Source organism: Falsirhodobacter halotolerans (genome assembly GCF_022899245.1).
Lineage (GTDB): Bacteria > Pseudomonadota > Alphaproteobacteria > Rhodobacterales > Rhodobacteraceae > Falsirhodobacter > Falsirhodobacter halotolerans.
In genome coordinates this window covers 125281-146310 of the sequence record NZ_JALJAZ010000001.1, presented here as the reverse complement: position 1 = coordinate 146310, position 21030 = coordinate 125281, and the positions used below count along the sequence as shown (strand labels likewise).

The following is a 21030-nucleotide window of genomic DNA, read 5'->3' as shown; positions in this document are numbered from 1 at the left end:
AGGATGCCATGTTTCGGATCGAACAAAAACGGCGCGGCCTGCTGTCCGCCCCGGCCCGCACCCTGGAAGTGATCTTCCACGCCACCGTGCGCGAGGCGCGCAAGGGGTCGGGGAACGCGGTCATGGGCCTGATCATGAACATCCTGCAGACGGTTCTGCTGGTGGCGGCCTTTTACGTGCTGATGAACTTCGTGGGGCGTTCGGCGGCCATCCGCGGCGATTTCGTGCTTTATGTGATGTCCGGCATCTTTCTGTTCCTGACCCACACCAAGACGATGGGGGCGGTCGCGGGGTCCGAGGGCCCCACATCGCAGATGATGAAACATGCGCCGATGAATCCGGTGATCGCGCTGTCGGCATCGGCCTTTGCCGCGCTTTACACCCAGCTTCTGTCGGCGGCGGTGGTGCTTTACATCTATCACGCGGCGGTGCAGCCGATCACGATCGAGGATCCGGTGGGCATGATGGCCATGTTCCTGCTGGCCTGGGCCAGCGGGGCGATCTTCGGCATGGTCGCCTATGCCTTCATGCCGTGGAACCCGCGACTCGTCGGGCTCCTGGTCATGCTGTATCAGCGGGTGAACATGCTGGCCTCGGGCAAGATGTTCCTGGCCAACACGCTGCCCGCAATGATGCTGGCGATGTTCGACTGGAACCCGCTGTTTCACATCATCGACCAGACGCGCGGCTTCGTGTTCCTGAACTACACACCCCATAACAGCTCCATAACCTATCCGGTCGTGGTGTCGGCGGTGGCCTTCGTCATCGGGCTGATGGGGGTCTTCTATACCCGCATCTACGCCTCGGCCAGCTGGGGGGTCGGACGCTAGCGCCTTGCCAGCCCCCGCGCCTTGCGCTATATGCAGGGCCATAGCGGCGCATCGGGGTCCAAACCCGAAGCTCCACCGGATGATCATGCGGGCCGCTCGGCCCGTTTTTTTGTTTCTGGACCCCTCCGATTCTGGACCTCCGATGACCGATCTTATTGCGAAAACCGCCATCGACCGCCGCCTGGCCGAAATCGTGACCCCCACGATCGAGGGGCTGGGCTTCGAACTGGTCCGCATCCGCCTGATGGGCGGCAAGACCCGCATCCTGCAGATCATGGCCGACAAGCCCGAGGGCGGGATCGAGGTGGACGATTGCGGCACGATCTCCACCGCCGTGTCCGCCCTTCTGGATGTCGAGGATCCGATCGAGGAGAATTACGTCCTTGAGGTGTCGTCCCCCGGCATCGACCGCCCGCTGACCCGGTTGAAGGATTTCGACATGTGGGCCGATTACGAAGCGCGCGTGGAGACGACCGAACTGATCGACGGCCGCCGCCGCTTCAAGGGCTTTTTGCGCGGCACCGAAGGATCCGAGGTGCTGATCGAGATCGAGGAAAGCGGCGAGACGCTGACCATCGGCCTTGAATTCGACTGGCTTTCGGATGCCAAACTGATCCTGACGGATGACCTGATTGCCGAGATGCTGCGCCAGAAAAAGGCCAGCGGCACGTTCAATGAGGCCGATTTCGACGAGGTCCAGACCTCGGAAGCGGGCGACGAAGACGACGCCCCGGAACCCACCCCCACCAAGCACTGACCTTTCGGAAAGGCCCTGCGACATGGCGATCACCTCTGCCAACCAGCTTGAACTTCTGCAAACCGCCGAGGCGGTGGCGCGCGAAAAGATGATCGACCCGGATCTGGTGATCCAGGCGATGGAAGACAGTCTGGCCCGTGCCGCGAAGTCGCGTTACGGGGCCGATCTGGACATCCGCGTCAAGATCGACCGCAAGACGGGCCGGGCCACCTTCGCCCGCATCCGCACCGTCGTGTCGGATGAGGAGTTCGAGAACCACCACGCCCAGCTGACGGTGAAACAGGCCAAGACCTATCTGGCCGATCCGCAGGTGGGCCAGGAGGTCATCGACGAGGTTCCGCCCGTCGATCTGGGCCGCATCGCCGCGCAATCGGCCAAGCAGGTCATCCTGCAGAAGGTGCGCGAGGCCGAGCGGGATCGCCAGTATGAGGAATTCAAGGACCGCAAGGGCACCATCATCAACGCGCTGGTCAAGCGCGAGGAATACGGCAACCTGATCGTCGATATCGGCCGGGGCGAGGCGATCCTGCGCCGGAACGAGAAGATCGGCCGCGAATCCTATCGCCCGAACGACCGTATCCGCTGCTATATCAAGGATGTGCGCCGCGAACCCCGCGGCCCGCAGATTTTCCTGTCGCGCACCGATCCGCAGTTCATGGCCGAACTGTTCAAGATGGAAGTGCCGGAAATCTACGACAACATCATCGAGATCAAGGCCGTGGCCCGCGACCCGGGCTCGCGCGCCAAGATCGCCGTGATTTCCTATGACAACTCCATCGATCCGGTCGGCGCCTGCGTCGGGATGCGCGGGTCCCGCGTGCAGGCCGTCGTGAACGAGCTGCAGGGCGAGAAGATCGACATCATTCCGTGGAACGAGGATCAGGCGACGTTCCTTGTGAACGCGCTGCAACCGGCCGAGGTGTCGAAGGTCGTGATCGACGACGACGCGGGCAAGATCGAGGTGGTGGTTCCGGACGAACAACTGTCGCTGGCCATTGGCCGTCGCGGGCAGAACGTGCGTCTGGCCAGCCAGCTGACCGCGCTTGACATCGACATCGTGACCGAAAGCGACGAGAGCGCGCGTCGTCAGGCCGAGTTCAACGAACGCACGAATCTCTTCATCGCAACCCTTGATATCGACGAGATGATGGCCCAACTCCTTGTCTCGGAAGGGTTCACGAACCTGGAAGAGGTGGCCTATGTCGAGGCGGACGAACTTCTGTCCATCGACGGCTTCGACGAGGATACCGCGGCCGAGCTTCAGGCCCGCGCCCGCGACCACCTGGAGGCCGCCAACGTCAAGGCGCTGGAAAACGCCCGCGCGTTGGGGGTCGAGGACAGCCTGATCGAATTCGACGGCCTGACCCCCCCGATGGTCGAAGCTCTGGCCAAGGACGGCATCAAGACGCTGGAAGATTTCGCGACCTGTGCCGATTGGGAACTGGCCGGCGGCTGGACGGTTCAGGACGGCAAGCGTCAGAAGGATGACGGCATTCTGGAATCCTTCGACGTATCGCTGGAAGACGCGCAGACCATGGTCATGACCGCGCGCGTCATGCTGGGCTGGGTCGATCCGACCGAGCTTGAGACGGCCGAGGACACCGAAGCCGAAGACGAAGAAGACGAGGCGTAAATGACACGCGGCGGCCGGACCGATACGGGGGATGACCCCGAACGCAAATGCATCGTGTCCGGCACGTCGGGACCGAAGGCCGGGTTGATCCGGTTCGGTCTGGGGCCGGAGGCGCAGGTGGTGCCGGATATTCTGGCACGGCTGCCGGGCCGGGGCTTCTATGTCTCGGCCGACCGCAAGGCGATCGAGAAGGCGGCGGCCAAGGGCCTGTTCGCCCGTGCCGCCCGCCAGCCGGTCAAGGTGCCCGAAGGGCTGGCCGACATGGTCGATGCCCAGATGGCGCGGCGGGTGGTGGACCTGATCAGCCTGGCCCGCAAGGCGGGCGAGGCGGTGACGGGATACGAGAAGGTGAAGGACTGGCTGACCAAGGACAAGGCCGCGGTGCTTGTCCAGGCCAGCGACGGGTCGGAACGTGGCAAGTCGAAGCTGCATCCGCCCTATGGTAAGGATACGTTCATAGGGTGCCTGACCGCTCAGGAATTGGGTTTGGCATTCGGACGTGAACATGCGATACACGGCGCGCTTGCGGCTGGCGGACTCACTCGACGTGTAGTAGAGGACGCGGCAAGACTCGCCGGACTTCGCGGTGACATCGGCGGCAGGCCCGCCGGAAGGGATACGAAAGACGCATGAGCGATACAGACGGTAAAAAACCCCTCGGTCTGGGTGGGGCCCCGCGTTCGGGGTCGGTGAAGCAAAGCTTCAGCCACGGCCGCACGAAAAGTGTTCTGGTGGAAACGAAGCGCAAGCGCGTTGTCGTGCCGAAGCCGGGCGCTTCGGGGTCGGCCGCTGGTGGCGGACCCGCCCGGCTGGGCGACCCTTCCAAGCGTCCTGCCGGCATCACCGATGCGGAGATGGAACGGCGCCTGAACGCGCTGAAACTCGCCAAGGCACGCGAGGCGGAAGACGCCGAGCGCCGCGCCGCGGAGGAGCGTCAGCGCGAGGAAGAGCGTCAGCGCCGCCGCGAAGAGATCGAAGCCAAGGACCGGGAGGAGCGCGAACGCGTCGCCGCCCTGCAAGCCAAAGCCGAGGAAGAAGAGCGCCTGAAGGCCTTGGCCGAGGCGGATGCCCGCCGAGCCGACGCCGCCAAGCGCGCCGAGGCCGAGGCCCCCAGCCCGCGCCAGGCCCCCGGTGGCGGACCCGTCCCCGCGCGTCCCGGCACCCCCACCCCCCGCAAGGCGGAGCGGGAGCGTGAGGATCGCGACCGCGTCGGCAAGGGCCGTGAGGACAACCGCCGTTCGGGCAAGCTGACGCTGAACGACGCCCTGTCGGGCGAAGGTGGGCGCACGCGCTCGCTCGCGGCCATGAAGCGCAAGCAGGAAAAGGCCCGTCAGAAGACGATGGGCGGCCAGCGCGCCGAAAAGCAGTTCCGCGATGTTCGCATCCCCGAAACCATCGTGGTGTCGGAACTGGCGAACCGGATGACCGAACGCGCGGCCGACGTGGTCAAATCGCTCATGAAAATGGGCATGATGGTCACGATGAACCAGGCGATCGACGCCGACACCGCCGAGCTGGTGATCGAGGAATTCGGCCACCGCGCCGTCCGCGTCTCCGATTCGGACGTGGAACAGGTGATCCAGCAGGTCGAGGACAAGGACACGGATCTGAAGACCCGCGCCCCGGTCATCACCATCATGGGCCATGTGGACCACGGCAAGACCTCGCTGCTGGACGCGTTGCGCAAGGCCAACGTCGTCTCGGGCGAGGCCGGCGGCATCACCCAGCACATCGGCGCCTATCAAGTGAAGACCGAAGGCGGCACGACGCTGACCTTCCTCGACACCCCCGGCCACGCGGCGTTCACGTCGATGCGGGCCCGTGGCGCGCAGGTGACCGACATCGTCGTGCTGGTCGTGGCTGCCGATGACGCGGTCATGCCCCAGACGGTGGAGGCGATCAACCACGCCAAGGCCGCCAAGGTGCCGATGATCGTCGCGATCAACAAAGTGGACAAGCCGGGCGCGAACCCGACCAAGGTCCGCACTGACCTTCTGCAGCACGAAATCGTGGTGGAGGAGATGTCGGGCGACGTGCAGGATGTCGAGGTGTCGGCCAAGACCGGTCAGGGCCTGGACAACCTTCTGGAAGCCATCGCCCTGCAGGCCGAGATTCTGGAACTGACGGCCAACCCCGACCGCGCCGCCTCCGGTGCCGTGATCGAGGCGAAGCTGGACGTGGGTCGTGGCCCCGTGGCGACGGTTCTGGTGCAGAACGGGACGCTGAAGCGCGGCGACATCTTCGTCGTCGGCGAACAGTGGGGCAAGGTCCGCGCGCTGATCAACGATCAGGGCGAGCGTGTGAACGAGGCCGGTCCGTCGGTTCCGGTCGAGGTTCTGGGCCTGAACGGCACCCCCGCCGCCGGTGACGTGCTGAACGTGGTGGAAACCGAGGCGCAGGCGCGCGAAATCGCGCTCTATCGCGAGAACGCCGCCAAGGACAAACGCGCCGCCGCCGGGGCCGCGACCACGCTGGAACAGCTGATGGCGAAGGCCAAGGCCGACAAGGACGTGGCCGAACTGCCGGTTCTGGTGAAGGCCGACGTTCAGGGTTCGGCCGAGGCGATCGTGCAGGCGCTGGAGAAGATCGGCAACGACGAGGTGCGCGTGCGCATCCTGCATTACGGTGTGGGCGCGATCACGGACACCGATGTCGGTCTGGCCGAGGCGTCGAATGCGCCGATCATCGGGTTCAACGTCCGGGCCAACGCCTCGGCGCGGAATTCCGCGAACCAGAAAAGCGTGGAGATCCGGTATTACTCGATCATCTACGACCTGGTCGATGACATCAAAGACGCCGCCTCGGGCCTGCTGAAGAACGAGATCCGCGAGCATTTCATCGGCTATGCCACCATCAAGGAGACCTTCAAGGTCACCGGCGTGGGTATGGTTGCGGGCTGTCTGGTCACCGAAGGCGTGGCACGTCGTTCCGCCGGTGTCCGTCTGCTGCGCGACAACGTGGTGATCCACGAAGGCACGCTGAAGACGCTGAAACGCTTCAAGGACGAGGTGAAGGAAGTCATCTCCGGCCAAGAATGCGGTATGGCGTTCGAACGTTACGAGGATATCCGCGCGGGCGACGTGATCGAGATCTTCGAACGCGAGGAAGTGGTTCGGAAGCTGGCCTGATCCCAGCCCCAGAAACGAAAAAAGCCGGGCATGATGCCCGGCTTTTTTCGTGCGTTGGTTTGGTATCAGGCGGCGACGCGTGCGCTTTGCACGGGGCGACCGACAAAGCTCTTTTCCCCCACCTGAACGATGATCTTGCCATCGGCGGCATCCCCGACGAACTGGCCCTGGACCGAAATGCAGCTTCCGATCGTGATGGTGCGCAACATGGTTCTTTCCCTCGCTTCGTGTCTCTGAAACCAAGGATACATAAAAGTTTTAAAAATCCATCACTATTTTCGGCCAATGCCTGCCAATTGTCCGATTTGTGATTGAAGCGTTACATTCGCGCGCTAAGGGCCATGGTCAGCGGCGCGATCAGGGGGATGTCCGCCGCGGGCATGGGATAGTCGCCAAGCGCCGACGCGACGGCCCAGTCCAGCGCCTGACCCTCCCGTCCCGTGACCTCTCCCTGCCAGCGACGGCACAGGAACACCGGCATGAGAAGGTGGAACGTGTCATAGCTGTGGCTGGCGAAGATCGCGGGGGCAAGATCGGCGGCACTGACCTCGATCCCCAGCTCCTCGGCCAGTTCGCGGACAAGGGCGGCCTCGGGGGTCTCGCCCTCCTCCACCTTGCCGCCGGGAAATTCCCACAGACCGGCCATGGATTTGCCTTCGGGCCGTTGCGCCAAAAGAATACGGCCCCGGTCGTCGACCAAGGCCACCGCCGCCACGAGAACCGTCTTCACGAGCGGTAATCGGCGTTGATATCGATGTAACGGTGCGTCAGATCGCAGGTCCAGACCGTTTTCGCCGCCCCCCCGACACCCAGATCGACCGAGATGACCAGTTCGGACCGCTTCATGTAGGCGGCGGCCTCCTCCTCGGAATAGGACGGGCTGCGCCAGCCGTTTTCGGCCAGAATCATGTCGCCCAACCGGATCGTCAGAAGGTCGCGGTCGGCGTGGGCCCCGGACTTGCCCACCGCCATGACGATGCGGCCCCAGTTCGGATCCTCGCCCGCGATCGCCGTCTTCACCAGGGGCGAGTTGGCGATCGCCATGGCCACACGCTGGGCGTCCTCGGCCGTCGCGGCACCGGTCACGCGGACCTCCACGAATTTCGTGGCACCCTCGCCGTCCTTCACCACCTGATGCGCCAGGTCCAGCATCAGGCTGCCCAAGGCGTCCTCGAACGCCTCGGCCACCGGCCCGGCCGTGACCTCCACCCCGCTTTGCCCCGTGGCGCACAAAAGAAGCGCATCGGAGGTGGAGGTGTCACTGTCCACGGTGATCGCGTTGAACGTGTCGTCCACGCGCGCCGATAGCATGGATTGCAGCAGCGTGGGCTCGATCTTGGCATCGGTGAAGATATAGACCAGCATCGTCGCCATGTCCGGCGCGATCATTCCAGACCCCTTGGCGATGCCCGCGATGCGGATGCCGCCCACATCCACCACGGCCCCCTTGGGGAAGGTGTCGGTCGTCATGATGGCGCGGGCCGCCATTTCGATCCCGCCCGCGTCCAGGCCCTGCACCAGCGCGGGCACCTTGGCGATGATGCGGTCATGGGGCAGCGGTTCGCCGATCACCCCGGTGGAGGAGGAGAAGACCCGCCCCTCCGGCAGATCCAGCGCCGCGGCGACCGCGCCTGTCACCTCGGCCACCGACACCGCGCCTGCCTTGCCGGTGAACGCGTTCGAGTTGCCGGAATTGACGATGATGGCCGCGCCTGCGCCGTCCGGCGCGGGCTGGGCCAGTTTGTCCTGACAATCCAGAACACAGGCCGCACGGGTGGAGGATCGGGTGAACACCCCCGCCACCGACGTGCCGGGCGCCAGACGGATCAGCGTCACATCCGTCCGTCCGGCATACCGCACCCCGGCCTCAACCGCGGAAAATTCGACCCCCGCGATGTCGGGCAGCCGGGGAAAGGCGTCCGGGGCCAATGGCGAGACCGCCTTTGCAGGTTTCGTATCGGTCATCGCCATCCCCTTCGCTCCGTGCGTGTCGACCCTTATTGGTCGAGCAAGGAATCGTCGCGAAGCAGCGCGGGGTCAAGCCCTTCTCCGGGGCGCGTGATGTCGGCCCCTTCCTCGATCTGGGCCAGATGCTCGGCCACGGCCTGTTCCTGGATCTGGGCCGACAGCTCGTCGCGCACCTCGTCCAGCGTCGGGGCCTCGGCCTCGCGCGTTTCGTTCAGCTTGATCACATGCCAGCCGAATTGCGTCTGCACCGGATCGGACACGTCGCCCACCGACATGCCGCTGACGGCGTTCTGGAAGGGCTCCACCATCATGCCCTGGCCGAACCATCCCAGTTCGCCGCCGTTCTGCGCCGCGCCGTCGCTGGACTTCTCGCGCGCCAGCTCGGCGAAATCGGCCCCGTCCTCCAGCTCCTGCTTGATGGCCTTGGCCTCCTCCTCGGTCGCGACCAGGATGTGGGAGGCGTTGTATTCCGTCGTCGGCTCCGCATTGGCGTATTGCGCGTCATAGGCGGCCTGCAGCGATTCGTCGGTCACCGCGGCGCCGGCCACCTCCTCCAGCGCCTTGGCGGCCAGATAGGACTGACGCTCGATCGCGATCGCCATCTCGTCCTTTGGGGTGATCTTGTCCTTCATCGAATCCGCCAGCGCCTGCTGCTGGACCAACTGCTCCATCACGCCCTTGAACAGCGCCTCGTCGGGAAGCTGCTGATACTGCGGCGGCAGGTTCTGGCGCAGGATCAGCATCTGGCCCAGCGTGATGTCCGCGCCGTTGACGGTGGCCACCACCGTGTCTGCCGTCACATCGGCTGCGGCGGGGGCCTCGGTGGCCGGTGCGGGCGTTGCGTCTTGGGCAAAGGCCGGAACCGTCATCACCAAAGCAAGGGCCGTGGCGCAGATCGTGTGTTTCGTCAGCATCATTGTCTCCGTTTGGGCCGCGCAGGGTGCGCGACGTTGACTTGGCACCCATCCCCCCTTACATCGCGATACGTCACGAGCGCGGGGCCGCCGGGGCTTTCCTCCGTTGTATGTCTGGTGGAATGGCCGGACAAGGCCGCAGCGTCACACGATCTTGTCACGAAGCCGGCCTCCGCCGGTTCACCCGGAGAGAATATGCTCGGTCTTGGAACGCTCGCACGAAAGGTCTTTGGCTCGCCCAACGACCGGATCGTCAAATCGGTTCGCCCGCTGATCGCAAAGATCAACGCGCTGGAGCCGGAGATTCAACCGCTGAGCGATGAGGCCCTGAAGGCCAAGACCGCCGAGCTGCAGGCCCGGGCCCAGGGCGGGGAGGATCTGGACAAGCTTCTGCCCGAAGCCTTCGCCACCTGCCGCGAAGGCGCGCGCCGCGCGCTTGGCCTGCGCGCCTATGACGTGCAGCTGGCGGGCGGGATCTTCCTGCATCAGGGCAACATCGCCGAAATGAAGACGGGCGAGGGCAAGACCCTTGTCGCGACCTTCCCCGCCTATCTGAACGCGCTGACGGGCAAGGGCGTGCATGTCGTCACCGTCAACGACTATCTGGCCAAGCGCGATGCGGGCTGGATGTCGAAGGTGTTCGCGCAGCTGGGCATGACCACGGGCGTCGTCTATCCCTTCCAGGCGGACGGCGAAAAGCGCGAGGCCTACCGCGCCGACGTGACCTATGCCACGAACAACGAACTCGGCTTCGACTATCTGCGCGACAACATGAAGAACTCGCTGGAAGAGATGGCGCAGCGCGGCCACAACTTCGCCATCGTGGACGAGGTGGACAGCATCCTGATCGACGAGGCGCGGACGCCGCTGATCATCTCCGGCCCTTCGCAGGACCGGTCGGAGCTATATGTCGCGGTGGACAAGCTGATCCCGTTGCTGAGCGACGAGCATTTCAAGCTGGACGAGAAGACCCGCAACGTCACCTTCACCGAAGAGGGCAACGAGTTCATCGAAGGCGAATTGCACAAGGCCGGCCTCTTGCCCGAGGATCAGTCGCTCTACGACCCGGAAAGCACGACGCTGGTGCACCATGTCACCCAAGGGTTGCGCGCGCACAAACTCTATCTGCGCGATCAGCATTACATCATCCGCGACGACGAGGTGATGCTGGTGGATGAGTTCACCGGCCGGATGATGAAGGGCCGCCGCCTGTCCGAAGGTCTGCATCAGGCGATCGAGGCGAAGGAGGGCATGAAGATCCAGCCCGAAAACGTCACCCTCGCCTCCGTGACCTTCCAGAATTATTTCCGCCTTTACGACAAGCTGTCGGGCATGACCGGCACCGCCGTGACCGAGGTGGAGGAGTTCGGCGAAATCTACAAGCTGGGCGTGGTGGAGGTTCCGACCAACCGGGGCGTGAACCGGACGGACGAACACGACCAGGTCTATCGCACCGCGCGCGAGAAATACGAGGGCGCGGTCAAGGCCATCGTCGAGGCACACGCCAAGCAGCAGCCGATTCTGGTCGGCACCACGTCGATCGAGAAGTCTGAGATGCTGTCGGCCCTGCTGAACCAGGCGGGCATCCCCCACAACGTCCTGAACGCGCGCCAGCACGAGCAGGAGGCGCAGATCGTCGCCGATGCGGGCAAGCTGGGCGCGGTCACCATCGCCACCAACATGGCCGGACGCGGCACCGACATCCAGTTGGGCGGCAGCGTGGAGATCAAGGTGATGGAGGCGCTGGCCGCCGATCCGGAGGCCGATCCCGACGCCATCCGCGCGCAGGTGGAAGAAAGCCATGCCGCCGAAAAGGCCGCCGTGCTGGACGCCGGTGGGCTGTTCGTCCTTGGCACCGAACGCCACGAATCGCGCCGGATCGACAACCAGCTGCGCGGCCGGTCGGGCCGTCAGGGCGATCCGGGCCGCTCGGTCTTCTTCCTGTCGCTGGAAGACGACCTGATGCGCATCTTCGGTTCGGAACGACTGGACAAGGTCCTGTCCACGCTGGGCATGAAGGAAGGCGAGGCGATCGTTCACCCATGGGTCAACCGCAGCCTTGAAAAGGCGCAGGCCAAGGTGGAGGCGCGCAACTTCGACATGCGCAAGAACCTTCTGAAGTTCGACGATGTGATGAACGACCAGCGCAAGGCCATTTTCGGCCAGCGGATGGAGATCATGGGCGCCTCCGATCTGTCCGAGATCGCGCAGGACATGCGCCATCAGGTGATCGAGGACATGGTCGATCTGCACATGCCCCCCAAATCCTATCCCGACACGTGGGAGGCGGAGGCGCTTCAGGCCAATGTGCGCGAGGTTCTGACGTTGGACCTGCCGATCCCGGAATGGGCGGCGGAAGAGGGCGTGGACCAGGCCGACATCCGCGACCGGATCTTCGCCGCCTCGGATGAGATGATGGTGGCCAAGACCGAACAGTTCGGCCCCGAGAACATGCGCAACATCGAAAAGCAGGTGCTGCTGCAGGCCATCGACGGCAAGTGGCGCGACCATCTGCTGACGCTGGAGCATCTGCGCTCTGTCGTGGGCTTCCGCGGCTATGCGCAGCGCGATCCGCTGTCGGAATACAAGACCGAAGGGTTCGCCCTGTTCGACACGATGCTCGGCTCGCTTCGCCATGACGTGACGCAGCGCCTGTCGCAGATCCGCCCGCTGACCGAAGAGGAACGGCAGGCGATGCTGGCGCAGATGATGCAGCAGCACGGCATCAACGTGAAGCAGGAGGAGGCCCCCGCCGAGCCTGCGTCGGAGCCGGTCTTGCAGGAAGATGGGCCGAGCGAGGACGTCGATCCTTCGGTCTGGGGCGAGGTGGGGCGCAACGACCCCTGCCCCTGCGGATCGGGCGAGAAGTTCAAGCATTGCCACGGCCGTCTGGCCTGAAATGAAAAGGCGCCCCGCGGGGCGCCTTTTTTCACAGATAGCCCGAGGCGCGGAAGGACAGTTCCCGTTCCTTGCCGATGATCAGATGATCGTGCAGCGTCACGCCCAGAACCTGCCCCGCATCCTGGATCTGCACCGTCATCGCGATGTCGGATTGCGATGGCGTCGGATCGCCCAAAGGGTGGTTGTGCACGACGATGATGGCCGAAGCGTTCAGCTCCAGCGCCCGCTTCATCACCTCGCGCGGATAGACCGGCACATGGTCCACCGTCCCCTGCGCCTGTTCCTCATCCGCGATCAGGACGTTCTTGCGGTCGAGGAACAGCACGCGAAACTGCTCCGTCTCGCGATGCGCCATGGCGGTGTGGCAATAGTCCAGCAGCGCATCCCAGGATGACAGCACGGGCCGATGCATGACCCGCGCGCGCATCATCCGCTGGGCCACCGCCTCCAGAATCTTCAGATCCTGCGCCACCGTCTCTCCCACCCCCTTTACCGCCGTCAGGCGGGCGGCAGGGGCGGTGACGACCCGGTTCAGGTCGCCAAAGGTGTCCAGCAGCAGGCGGGCCAGCGGTTTGACATCCTGACGGGGGATGGAGCGGAACAGGAGCAGCTCCAGAAGCTCGTAATCCGGCATCGCCACCGCCCCGCCATCCGAAAACCGTGCGCGCAGGCGTTTGCGATGGTCGGAGATATAGGACGGCATCCGGCCCGCGACGGCGACGGGCGTCGCTTCGTCATCGAACAGGCCGGGGGCTTCGTGAAATGCGGGTGTCATCCCGCCACGATGCGGCAGGATGGTTTACAAGGGGTTAATGCAGATACGAAAGGACCGCCCGAAGGCGGCCCCGTTCAGCTTTTCATCCCGTCCCAGAAGCCCTTCACCTTGGAGAAGAAGCTTTTGCCTTCGGGATTGTTGTCGGCCGACAGCGTGTCGAATTCCCGCAGGATTTCCTTTTGCCGCGCGGTCAGGTTCACCGGGGTTTCCACCGCCAGTTCGATCATCATGTCGCCCTGACCGGCCCCGCGCAGGGCGGGCATCCCCTTGCCCCGCAGGCGCATCTGCTTGCCCGTCTGGGCGCCCGAGGGCACCTTGACGCGCGACATGCCGCCGTCGATGGTCGGCACCTCCACCTCACCCCCAAGGGCGGCGGTGGCCAGCGTGATCGGCACGCGGCAGAACAGGTTCACCCCATCGCGCAGGAACAAGGCATGTTCCTGCACCTCGATGAAGATATAAAGATCGCCCGACGGCCCGCCGCGCAGACCGGCCTCGCCCTCTCCCGCCAGTCGGATGCGGGTTCCGGTCTCCACCCCCTTGGGAATGTTGACCGACAGCGCGCGATCCTTCTCCACCCGGCCCACGCCGTGACAGACCTTGCAGGGGTTCTTGATCGTCTGGCCCAGCCCGTTGCAGGTGGGGCAGGTGCGTTCGACGGTGAAGAAGCCCTGCTGCGCGCGCACCTTGCCCATGCCCGAACAGGTGGGACAGGTGACCGGCTCCGCGCCGCCCTCGGCCCCCGTGCCATGACAGGCATCGCAAGCGGTGGAGGAGGGCACGTTGATCGTCTTCTGCGATCCGGCGAACGCCTCCTCCAGCGAAATGCGGAGGTTGTAGCGCAGGTCCGAACCGCGCTGCACGCGGCTGCGCGCCTGACCGCGGCCCATGAAATCGCCGAACAGATCCTCGAACACGTCGGAAAAGGCCGAGGAGAAGTCGGCCTGCTGGCCATATCCGCCGCGCGCGCCGCCGCCGCCCATACCGCCTTCGAACGCGGCATGGCCAAAGCGGTCATAGGCCGCCTTCTTCTCGGCGTCCTTCAGCACGTCATAGGCTTCGTTGACGTCCTTGAACTGCGCCTCCGCCTGCGGGTTGTCGGAGTTGCGATCGGGGTGCAGCTCCTTGGCCTTGGTGCGATAGGCTTTTTTCAGTTCTTCCGCCGACGCGCCCTTCGCAACGCCAAGCACATCGTAATAATCACGTTTTGCCATCGGGGTCCCTTATGGAACGAGGCGGCCCGTCGCCGGACCGCCCCCTTCTTGCATCAATCCCGGGGGATCATTTGCGCTTGTTGTCGTCAAGATCTTCGAAATCGGCATCGACGATACCGTCCTCATCGGCGGCACGGGGGGCTTCCGCGCCACCCTCCGCTTCCTGCTGGGACTTGTAGATCGCCTCGCCCAGACGCATCGACGCTTCGGTCAGGTTCTGGATCGCGCCCTTGATCTTGCCGGCATCCTCGGCAGCCAAGGCTTCCTCCAGCGCGCCGATGGCGAACTCGATCGCTTCCACCGTGGACGGGTCCACCTTGTCGCCATGTTCGGCGATGGACTTCTTGGTGGCGTGAACAAGGCTCTCGCCCTGGTTCTTCACCTCGACCAGCTCGCGCCGGGCCTTGTCGCCTTCGGCATTCGCCTCGGCATCCTTGACCATCTGCTCGATATCCTCATCCGACAGACCGCCCGAGGCCTGAATCGTGATGTTCTGCGACTTGCCGGTGCCTTTGTCCTTGGCGGACACGGACACGATGCCGTTGGCGTCGATGTCGAACGTCACCTCGATCTGCGGCATGCCGCGCGGGGCGGGCGGGATGTCCTCAAGGTTGAACTGACCGAGCATCTTGTTGTCGGCGGCCATTTCACGTTCGCCCTGGAAGACGCGGATGGTCACGGCGTTCTGATTGTCCTCGGCGGTCGAGAAGACCTGGCTCTTCTTGGTCGGGATCGTCGTGTTGCGGTCGATCAGGCGGGTGAACACGCCACCCAACGTCTCGATCCCCAGCGACAACGGGGTCACGTCCAGAAGCACAACATCCTTCACGTCGCCCTGCAGAACGCCGGCCTGAATGGCGGCACCCAGAGCCACGACCTCGTCAGGGTTCACACCCTTGTGCGGCTCCTTGCCGAAGAACTTCGTCACTTCCTCGATGACCTTGGGCATACGGGTCATCCCGCCGACCAGAACCACCTCGTCGATCTCATTCACCGACAGGCCCGCATCCTTCAGCGCGGCTTGGCACGGCTTGATCGAGTTCTTGATCAGATCCGCGACAAGGCTTTCCAGCTTCGCACGGGTCAGTTTCATGACCATGTGCAGCGGCTGGCCGTTGGAGCCCATGGAGATGAACGGCTGGTTGATCTCGGTCTGCTGGCTGGAGGACAGCTCGATCTTGGCCTTCTCGGCGGCTTCCTTCAGACGCTGAAGCGCCATCTTGTCGCCGGTCAGATCGACGCCATGCTCTTTCTTGAACTCATCCGCAAGGTAGTTGACGATCCGCATGTCGAAGTCTTCGCCGCCAAGGAACGTGTCCCCGTTGGTCGATTTCACTTCGAACAGGCCGTCGTCGATCTCAAGGATCGTGATGTCGAACGTGCCGCCGCCAAGGTCATAAACGGCGATCGTGCGCGTCTCTTTCTTGTCGAGGCCGTAAGCCAGCGCCGCCGCCGTCGGTTCGTTGATGATCCGCAGGACTTCCAGACCGGCGATCTTGCCCGCGTCCTTGGTGGCCTGACGCTGGGCGTCGTTGAAATAGGCCGGAACCGTGATGACGGCCTGCGTCACCGGCTCGCCCAGATAGGATTCGGCCGTTTCCTTCATCTTCTGCAGGATGAAGGCGGAAATCTGGCTGGGGGAATATTTCTCGTCCCGCACTTCCACCCACGCGTCGCCATTGCCACCATCCACGATGGAATAGGGGACGAGCTTCTTGTCCTTCGTCACCTCGGCATCGGTCGTGCGACGGCCGATCAGACGCTTGACGGCGAATACGGTGTTGGACGGGTTGGTCACGGCCTGACGCTTGGCGGGCTGGCCCACCAGACGCTCACCTTCGGTGAAGCCGACGATGGACGGCGTCGTGCGCGCGCCTTCCGAGTTTTCGATCACGCGGGGCTGTGCACCATCCATGATGGCGACGCAGCTGTTGGTGGTTCCAAGGTCGATACCGATGACTTTGGCCATGTTCATGCACCTCTTCTTAGCGGCGATTTATGGGTCCAGGCCCGTTACGGCCCCTGGCCCCGATCCCAGATGCGACCGACCAAGGCATGATCGCCCCATCCGGCCACGCAGCGGTATATAAGGAGGGTGATATGGGCCTGCAAGCGTCACGGGGGCGTGATATCAGCCGAATTTTCCCGTATCGCGCCAGAAATCCAAGCTGCGGATCAATGCGGACCCGATCCCCGGTTCGGACAGAGCGTGGCCCGCCAAGGGCACGATCCGCAGATCGGCACCGGTCCACCCCTCCGCCAGACGAGTGGCCGAGGCGGGGGGGCAGATCATGTCCATCCGCCCCTGGACGATGATGGCGGGAAGATGTTCGATCCGCGCGCGGTGGTGCAGGATCCAGTCGTCCCGGTCCAGAAAACAGCGGTTGTGGAAATAGTGGTTCTCCAGCCGCGCGAAGACGCGGGCGTAGTCCAGCGGCGCCTCGCTGACGCCCCCGTCGTGATGGGCCGAGGCCAGCGCGTTTTCCCACCCCGTCCAGATGCGCGCCAGACGGTCGGCATCGGGATGATCGCCCGGAAACAGGCGGCGGTGATAGGCGGCGATCATGTCGTCCCGCTCCTCCTCCGGCACGGCGCGGGCGAAATGCGCCCAGTTCAGGGGATAGAACCGCCCCGCGCCCCCGCCATAGAACCAGTCGATTTCCCCCCGCGTGCCAAGAAACACCCCGCGCAGGGCCAGCCCCGTCACGCGGTCGGGATGGGTGATGGCATAGATCAGCGCCAGCGTGGCCCCCCAGCTGCCGCCGAAGATCAGCGCCTGATCCACCCCCAGATCGGCGCGGATGCGTTCGATGTCGGCCACCAGATGCCAAGTCGTGTTCGCCGCGACCGAGGCGCGGGGCTGCGACCGGCCACAGCCGCGCTGGTCGAACAGGATCACGCGGTAATGCGCCGGATCGAAGAACCGCCGCATCATCGGCGAACAGCCGCCCCCCGGCCCGCCATGCAGAACGATCACCGGCGCGCCATGCGGATTGCCGCACTGTTCGACATACAGCGTATGGCCGTCGCCCACATCGACGATCCGCCGGTCGAACGGCTCGATCGGGGGATAAAGACTGTCGCCTGCGCGCTTTTGGCCTGACCTCTGTTCCATCCTGCGCCTATATAGCGAGGAACGGCCCGCTGTCGCGTCGAAAAGAGGAAGATTGCCATGACCACCACCATCGACCCTTCCGAAGTTGCGAAATTCGAGGCGATGGCCGCCGAGTGGTGGGATCCGAACGGCAAGTTCAAGCCGCTGCACCAGATGAACCCCTGCCGTCTGGATTACATAACCACCCAGATCGCGATGGAGTTCGACCGCGATCTGACGGCGGCGCGGCCGTTTCAGGGGCTGCGCATCCTTGACATCGGCTGTGGCGGGGGGTTGCTGGCGGAACCCATGGCGCGCCTTGGGGCGACGGTCATGGGCGCGGACGCCGCCGAACGCAACATTCCCGTGGCCCGCATCCATGCCGAACAGTCGGGGTTGGAGATCGATTATCGCCACACCACGGCCGAGGCGCTGGCCGAGGCGGGAGAGCAGTTCGACGTCGTCCTGAACATGGAGGTGGTGGAGCATGTCGCCTCCCCCCCCGCCTATCTGCGCGCCTGCCACGATCTGCTGCGGCCGGGCGGGTTGATGATCTGCTCCACCCTGAACCGCAATCCGAAAAGCTTTGCCATGGCCATCGTCGGGGCGGAATGGGTCATGCGATGGCTGCCCAAGGGCACGCATGACTGGAAGAAGTTCATCACCCCGGACGAACTGTTCGACCTGCTGCGTGGCGCGGGCCTCGATCCCGTGGATCGCAAGGGGATGGTGTTCAACCCCCTTGGCTGGTCATGGAGCCTGTCGGCCCGCGACCTGTCGGTGAATTACGTCACGGCCAGCCTGCGCCGCTGATCCGCGTCCCACGCGGCTTCGGTTTCCAGGGACAGGACGTCGCGCTTGCAGGTCAGAAGGGCCCGCTCCTCGCCGTCCTGGAGGTAATGGACGGCGAAGTCGCCCGACGCCACATCGCCGTCGATCGTCCGATCCTCGGCCTTGGCATGACCGACATAGCGCAGTTGCGTGCCGTAATGGCCCGACCAGAAGAACGGCGTGTCGGACCACGGGCCGTCCTCCATCCCCAGGAACCGCCGCGCCAGATACTGGCCCTGCCGCTGGGCATGAACCCAGTGTTCGACGCGGACGCGTCCCACGCCATGGGGGTCGGGAGTCGCCGCGACATCCCCCGCGGCAAAGATGTGCGGGACAGAGGTGGCAAGCGTCGCATCCACCGCGATTCCGTGGTCGGCCAGATCCAGCCCCGCCGCCTCGGCCAAGGCCACGCGGGGGGCGACACCACCGCCGATCACCAGAAGGTCGGCCTCGATCGTCGTGCCGTCATCCAGATGCACGACCGTTCCGTCGAAGCCGTCGATCTGCCGCCCGGCATGAAAGACGACGCCCTTCTTTTCGTGCAGGTCGCGCAGGAAGGCCCCGGCCTCCGGTCCCAGCACCTTCGCCATGGGCAGATCGCCGCGATCCACCACCTCCACCGACAGATCGCGCCCGATCAGCGCTGCCGCCACCTCCAACCCGATGAAGCCCGCGCCCAGAATGACCGCGCGCTCCGCCCCCTTTGCCGCGTCGATCAGGCGGGTGGCGTCGTCCAGCGTGCGCAGGGTGTGGACGTTGGTGCGGTCCATCCCGTCGAATTCGGGCCGTTTCGGCTCCGCCCCGGTGGCCAGAACCAGATCATCATAGTCCACCACCGTTCCATCGGTCAGTGTGACCGATTTCGCAGCGGGGTCGATCCGCTCCACCTCGGCCCCCGTGCGCAGATCCACGCCCGGCAGATCCGGCAGGAAGGTGTCCTCCATATCCTTTTTCCCCGCCAGATACTGTTTGGAACAGAAGGTCCGGTCATAGGGGCGGTCGGGATCGGCCATGATCACGGTGACACGTTTCCCCTGCCCATGGCGGGCCATCATCTCGGCCAGCGCGTGGCCGGCCGCCCCGCCGCCGATCACCACCACGCGCGGCGCGGCGGGGGCCTGTGCGGGTTCGGGCCGTGTCGTGCGCGGATGCACGACGACGCGGCCATCCACCTCCACCACGCGGTAGCAGGACAGGGGCGCATAGGCCGGGGCCCCCACCGCCTCGCCCGTTTCCAGATCGAACCGCGCGTGATGCCACGGGCAGCGGATTTCGCCGTCGATCACCGCGCCCTTTTCCAGCGGGGCCTTCAGGTGCGTGCATTGGCCCGACAGCGCGCGCAGGGTGCCGCCCTGACGCAGGACGATGACCGCCTTCCCCTCCACCGTGCCGGATACGATGGCACCATCCTCCAGCAGCTTGGCGTCGATTCCCTTGGTCAGGTCGGGCGTGTCGTCGGGCATGGAAAGATCCTCCGGCTGGGGCGCGGCGCGCCGTGGCTGAAGGATCAACGGGACCGACGGGGTGCGGTTCCTCAGCCCAGTGCTACGATGGCATCCCGCAGCGCGGCATAGCGCGCATGACCGGCGTCGAACGCGTCGGCAAGGGCGGTGTCCGGCTCGAAGCTCCGCTCCACCGGCGGGGGGGTCAGGATGTCAGCGGATGCGCCGGCGGCCAGCATTCCCAGCCGCGCCGCGCCGAAGGCCCCGCCGAAATCGCCCGCCGCCGGACGATGGACGACCACGCCCAGCGCGGTTGCCAACATCGACAGCCACATGTCCGACCGCGATCCGCCGCCCACGGCAATCAGGCTGTCCAGCCGCGTGCCGGTGCGGGCCAGCGCGTCGCGGCAATCGCGGATGGCGAAGGTCACGCCCTCCACCACCGCCCGCGTGCCCGCCGCGCGGTCGGTCGCATGGGCAAGTCCGGCAAAGCCCCCGCGAATGCCCGCATTGTTCAGGGGGGTCCGTTCCCCACCCAGATAGGGCAGGAAGACCGCCGACCCGGGGGCCTGCAACGGCCCCGCCTCGGCCACCAGGGTCGCCGCATCCTGTCCGACCAGACCGGCATACCAGTTGACCGCATCGGTGGCCGACAGGATCACCCCCATCTGGTGCCAGGCATCCGGCAGGGAGTGGCAGAAGCTGTGCACCGCCGTGTCGGGCGCGGGGGCATACCCTTGGGTCGCGGCAAACAGCACGCCGGAGGTGCCGAGCGAGACGAACCCCGCCCCCGGCCTCACCACCCCCACCCCGATGGCCGAGGCCGCGTTGTCCCCGCCCCCGCCCGCGATCACCACGCCCGGGGGCAGGCCCCAGTCCCGCGCCAACGCCGCCCGCAAGGTGCCCGAGACGTCCGACCCCTCCACCAGACGCGGCATGTGGTCCCGCCCCAGACCCGTCGCGGCCAAGAGGTCGTCCGACCAGTCCCGCGCGCCGGTGTCCAGCCACGAGGTTCCGGCCGCGTCCGACATTTCGGCCACATGATCGCCCGTCAGCCACAGGCGCAGGTAATCCTTGGGCAGCAGGACCTTGGCCACACGGGCGCGCAGGTCGGGTTCATGCCGCGCCATCCACACCAGCTTCGGCGCGGTGAAGCCCGGAAAGACGATGTTGCCGCTGATGGCCCGGAACCGCGGATCGGCGTCCAGTTCCGCCGCCTCGACATGGGCGCGGGTGTCGTTCCACAGGATCGCCGGGCGCAGCACGGCGTCCGAGGCGTCCAGCGTCACCGCCCCATGCTGCTGGCCCGACAGGCCGATGCCCCGGACGGCGCCCAGATCGGCCTGCGCGGCCAGCGCCCGCATCACCCCGTCGGCGGCGGCAATCCAAGCGGCGGGGTCCTGTTCGGACCAGCCGGAATGCGGGCGCTCCACGGTCAGGGGGGCCGTCGCTTCGGCCAGGACCGTCTGCGTGTCGTCGATCAGGATGCCCTTCAGCCCCGATGTGCCCAGATCCAGCCCGATATACATGCCGCCATCCCTTG

General features: G+C 65.3%; 17 protein-coding genes. 7 read left to right on the top strand and 10 right to left on the bottom strand.

Features of this window, described 5'->3' with window-relative positions:
* Positions 1 to 8 precede the first annotated feature (8 nt).
* The 5 genes from MU449_RS00665 (at position 9) to infB (ending at position 6348) form a co-directional block, all read left to right on the top strand.
* Positions 9 to 830: an ABC transporter permease gene (locus tag MU449_RS00665; protein WP_244736048.1), complete on the top strand. Its 822-nt coding sequence runs from the start codon at positions 9 to 11 to the stop codon at positions 828 to 830.
* Positions 831 to 972: 142 nt separating this feature from the next.
* Entirely contained in the window at positions 973 to 1587 is a 615-nt protein-coding gene (gene rimP / locus MU449_RS00660; protein WP_244736046.1) for a ribosome maturation factor RimP, read from the top strand.
* A gap of 22 nt (positions 1588 to 1609) precedes the next feature.
* Positions 1610 to 3220 (top strand): transcription termination factor NusA, encoded by a 1611-nt coding sequence (gene nusA / locus MU449_RS00655; protein ID WP_244736045.1) that lies wholly within the window; start codon positions 1610 to 1612, stop codon positions 3218 to 3220.
* Positions 3221 to 3853 (top strand): RNA-binding protein, encoded by a 633-nt coding sequence (locus MU449_RS00650; RefSeq protein ID WP_244736044.1) that lies wholly within the window; start codon positions 3221 to 3223, stop codon positions 3851 to 3853.
* The gene (gene infB, locus MU449_RS00645) at positions 3850 to 6348 is read left to right on the top strand and encodes a translation initiation factor IF-2 (RefSeq protein ID WP_244736042.1); all 2499 of its coding nucleotides are present in this window, start codon (positions 3850 to 3852) and stop codon (positions 6346 to 6348) included. The genes MU449_RS00650 and infB overlap by 4 nt, the downstream gene beginning before the upstream one ends.
* Before the next feature lie 65 nt (positions 6349 to 6413).
* On the opposite strand, the gene MU449_RS00640 is transcribed toward infB, so the two are convergent.
* The 4 genes from MU449_RS00640 to MU449_RS00625 form a co-directional block, all read right to left on the bottom strand.
* Positions 6414 to 6557, bottom strand: a complete 144-nt coding sequence (locus tag MU449_RS00640; protein WP_244736041.1) for a hypothetical protein — start codon at positions 6555 to 6557, stop codon at positions 6414 to 6416.
* A gap of 110 nt (positions 6558 to 6667) precedes the next feature.
* The gene (gene mutT / locus MU449_RS00635) at positions 6668 to 7078 is read right to left on the bottom strand and encodes an 8-oxo-dGTP diphosphatase MutT (RefSeq protein ID WP_342345627.1); all 411 of its coding nucleotides are present in this window, start codon (positions 7076 to 7078) and stop codon (positions 6668 to 6670) included.
* A complete protein-coding gene (gene argJ, locus MU449_RS00630; RefSeq protein ID WP_244736040.1) occupies positions 7075 to 8313 on the bottom strand; it encodes a bifunctional glutamate N-acetyltransferase/amino-acid acetyltransferase ArgJ in 1239 nt (412 codons plus the stop codon). The genes mutT and argJ overlap by 4 nt, the downstream gene beginning before the upstream one ends.
* 32 nt (positions 8314 to 8345) lie before the next feature.
* A complete protein-coding gene (locus MU449_RS00625) occupies positions 8346 to 9185 on the bottom strand; it encodes a peptidylprolyl isomerase (RefSeq protein WP_244738899.1) in 840 nt (279 codons plus the stop codon).
* 240 nt (positions 9186 to 9425) lie between these two features.
* Here MU449_RS00625 and secA point away from each other — a divergent pair, with 240 nt between their 5' ends.
* Entirely contained in the window at positions 9426 to 12128 is a 2703-nt protein-coding gene (gene secA, locus MU449_RS00620) for a preprotein translocase subunit SecA (RefSeq protein ID WP_244736039.1), read from the top strand.
* Positions 12129 to 12159: 31 nt separating this feature from the next.
* Here secA and radC read toward each other — a convergent pair whose 3' ends face one another.
* The 4 genes from radC to pip form a co-directional block, all read right to left on the bottom strand.
* Positions 12160 to 12906, bottom strand: coding sequence for a RadC family protein (gene radC, locus MU449_RS00615; protein ID WP_244736038.1), 747 nt, complete (start codon positions 12904 to 12906; stop codon positions 12160 to 12162).
* A gap of 74 nt (positions 12907 to 12980) precedes the next feature.
* On the bottom strand, positions 12981 to 14120 hold the full coding sequence (gene dnaJ, locus MU449_RS00610) for a molecular chaperone DnaJ (RefSeq protein WP_244736037.1): 1140 nt from the start codon (positions 14118 to 14120) through the stop codon (positions 12981 to 12983).
* A 67-nt stretch (positions 14121 to 14187) separates the two neighbouring features.
* The gene (gene dnaK, locus MU449_RS00605; protein WP_244736036.1) at positions 14188 to 16089 is read right to left on the bottom strand and encodes a molecular chaperone DnaK; all 1902 of its coding nucleotides are present in this window, start codon (positions 16087 to 16089) and stop codon (positions 14188 to 14190) included.
* A gap of 162 nt (positions 16090 to 16251) precedes the next feature.
* Positions 16252 to 17235, bottom strand: a complete 984-nt coding sequence (gene pip / locus MU449_RS00600; protein ID WP_244736035.1) for a prolyl aminopeptidase — start codon at positions 17233 to 17235, stop codon at positions 16252 to 16254.
* 57 nt (positions 17236 to 17292) lie between these two features.
* Between pip and ubiG the strand changes: the two genes are divergently transcribed.
* Positions 17293 to 18027, top strand: a complete 735-nt coding sequence (ubiG, locus tag MU449_RS00595) for a bifunctional 2-polyprenyl-6-hydroxyphenol methylase/3-demethylubiquinol 3-O-methyltransferase UbiG (RefSeq protein ID WP_280517616.1) — start codon at positions 17293 to 17295, stop codon at positions 18025 to 18027.
* Here the strand turns inward: ubiG and MU449_RS00590 are convergent.
* Together MU449_RS00590 and xylB are read right to left on the bottom strand one after the other, a co-directional pair.
* Positions 18000 to 19508, bottom strand: a complete 1509-nt coding sequence (locus MU449_RS00590; protein ID WP_244736034.1) for an FAD-dependent oxidoreductase — start codon at positions 19506 to 19508, stop codon at positions 18000 to 18002. The two genes, ubiG and MU449_RS00590, sit on opposite strands and share 28 nt — an antisense overlap.
* Positions 19509 to 19579: 71 nt before the next feature.
* Entirely contained in the window at positions 19580 to 21016 is a 1437-nt protein-coding gene (gene xylB / locus MU449_RS00585) for a xylulokinase (RefSeq protein ID WP_244736033.1), read from the bottom strand.
* Positions 21017 to 21030 lie beyond the last annotated feature (14 nt).

What these genes read in the sequence shown, in the direction of transcription:
- MU449_RS00665 (WP_244736048.1), top strand. Translation starts at nt 9, where the DNA reads ATGTTTCGGATCGAACAAAAACGGCGCGGCCTGCTGTCCGCCCCGGCC.
- pip (WP_244736035.1), bottom strand. Translation starts at nt 17,235, where the DNA reads ATGGAACAGAGGTCAGGCCAAAAGCGCGCAGGCGACAGTCTTTATCCC.
- ubiG (WP_280517616.1), top strand. Translation starts at nt 17,293, where the DNA reads ATGACCACCACCATCGACCCTTCCGAAGTTGCGAAATTCGAGGCGATG.
- argJ (WP_244736040.1), bottom strand. Translation starts at nt 8,313, where the DNA reads ATGACCGATACGAAACCTGCAAAGGCGGTCTCGCCATTGGCCCCGGAC.
- MU449_RS00590 (WP_244736034.1), bottom strand. Translation starts at nt 19,508, where the DNA reads ATGCCCGACGACACGCCCGACCTGACCAAGGGAATCGACGCCAAGCTG.
- dnaJ (WP_244736037.1), bottom strand. Translation starts at nt 14,120, where the DNA reads ATGGCAAAACGTGATTATTACGATGTGCTTGGCGTTGCGAAGGGCGCG.
- secA (WP_244736039.1), top strand. Translation starts at nt 9,426, where the DNA reads ATGCTCGGTCTTGGAACGCTCGCACGAAAGGTCTTTGGCTCGCCCAAC.
- xylB (WP_244736033.1), bottom strand. Translation starts at nt 21,016, where the DNA reads ATGTATATCGGGCTGGATCTGGGCACATCGGGGCTGAAGGGCATCCTG.
- infB (WP_244736042.1), top strand. Translation starts at nt 3,850, where the DNA reads ATGAGCGATACAGACGGTAAAAAACCCCTCGGTCTGGGTGGGGCCCCG.
- nusA (WP_244736045.1), top strand. Translation starts at nt 1,610, where the DNA reads ATGGCGATCACCTCTGCCAACCAGCTTGAACTTCTGCAAACCGCCGAG.
- MU449_RS00625 (WP_244738899.1), bottom strand. Translation starts at nt 9,185, where the DNA reads ATGACGGTTCCGGCCTTTGCCCAAGACGCAACGCCCGCACCGGCCACC.
- MU449_RS00640 (WP_244736041.1), bottom strand. Translation starts at nt 6,557, where the DNA reads ATGTTGCGCACCATCACGATCGGAAGCTGCATTTCGGTCCAGGGCCAG.
- dnaK (WP_244736036.1), bottom strand. Translation starts at nt 16,089, where the DNA reads ATGGCCAAAGTCATCGGTATCGACCTTGGAACCACCAACAGCTGCGTC.
- radC (WP_244736038.1), bottom strand. Translation starts at nt 12,906, where the DNA reads ATGACACCCGCATTTCACGAAGCCCCCGGCCTGTTCGATGACGAAGCG.
- MU449_RS00650 (WP_244736044.1), top strand. Translation starts at nt 3,221, where the DNA reads ATGACACGCGGCGGCCGGACCGATACGGGGGATGACCCCGAACGCAAA.
- rimP (WP_244736046.1), top strand. Translation starts at nt 973, where the DNA reads ATGACCGATCTTATTGCGAAAACCGCCATCGACCGCCGCCTGGCCGAA.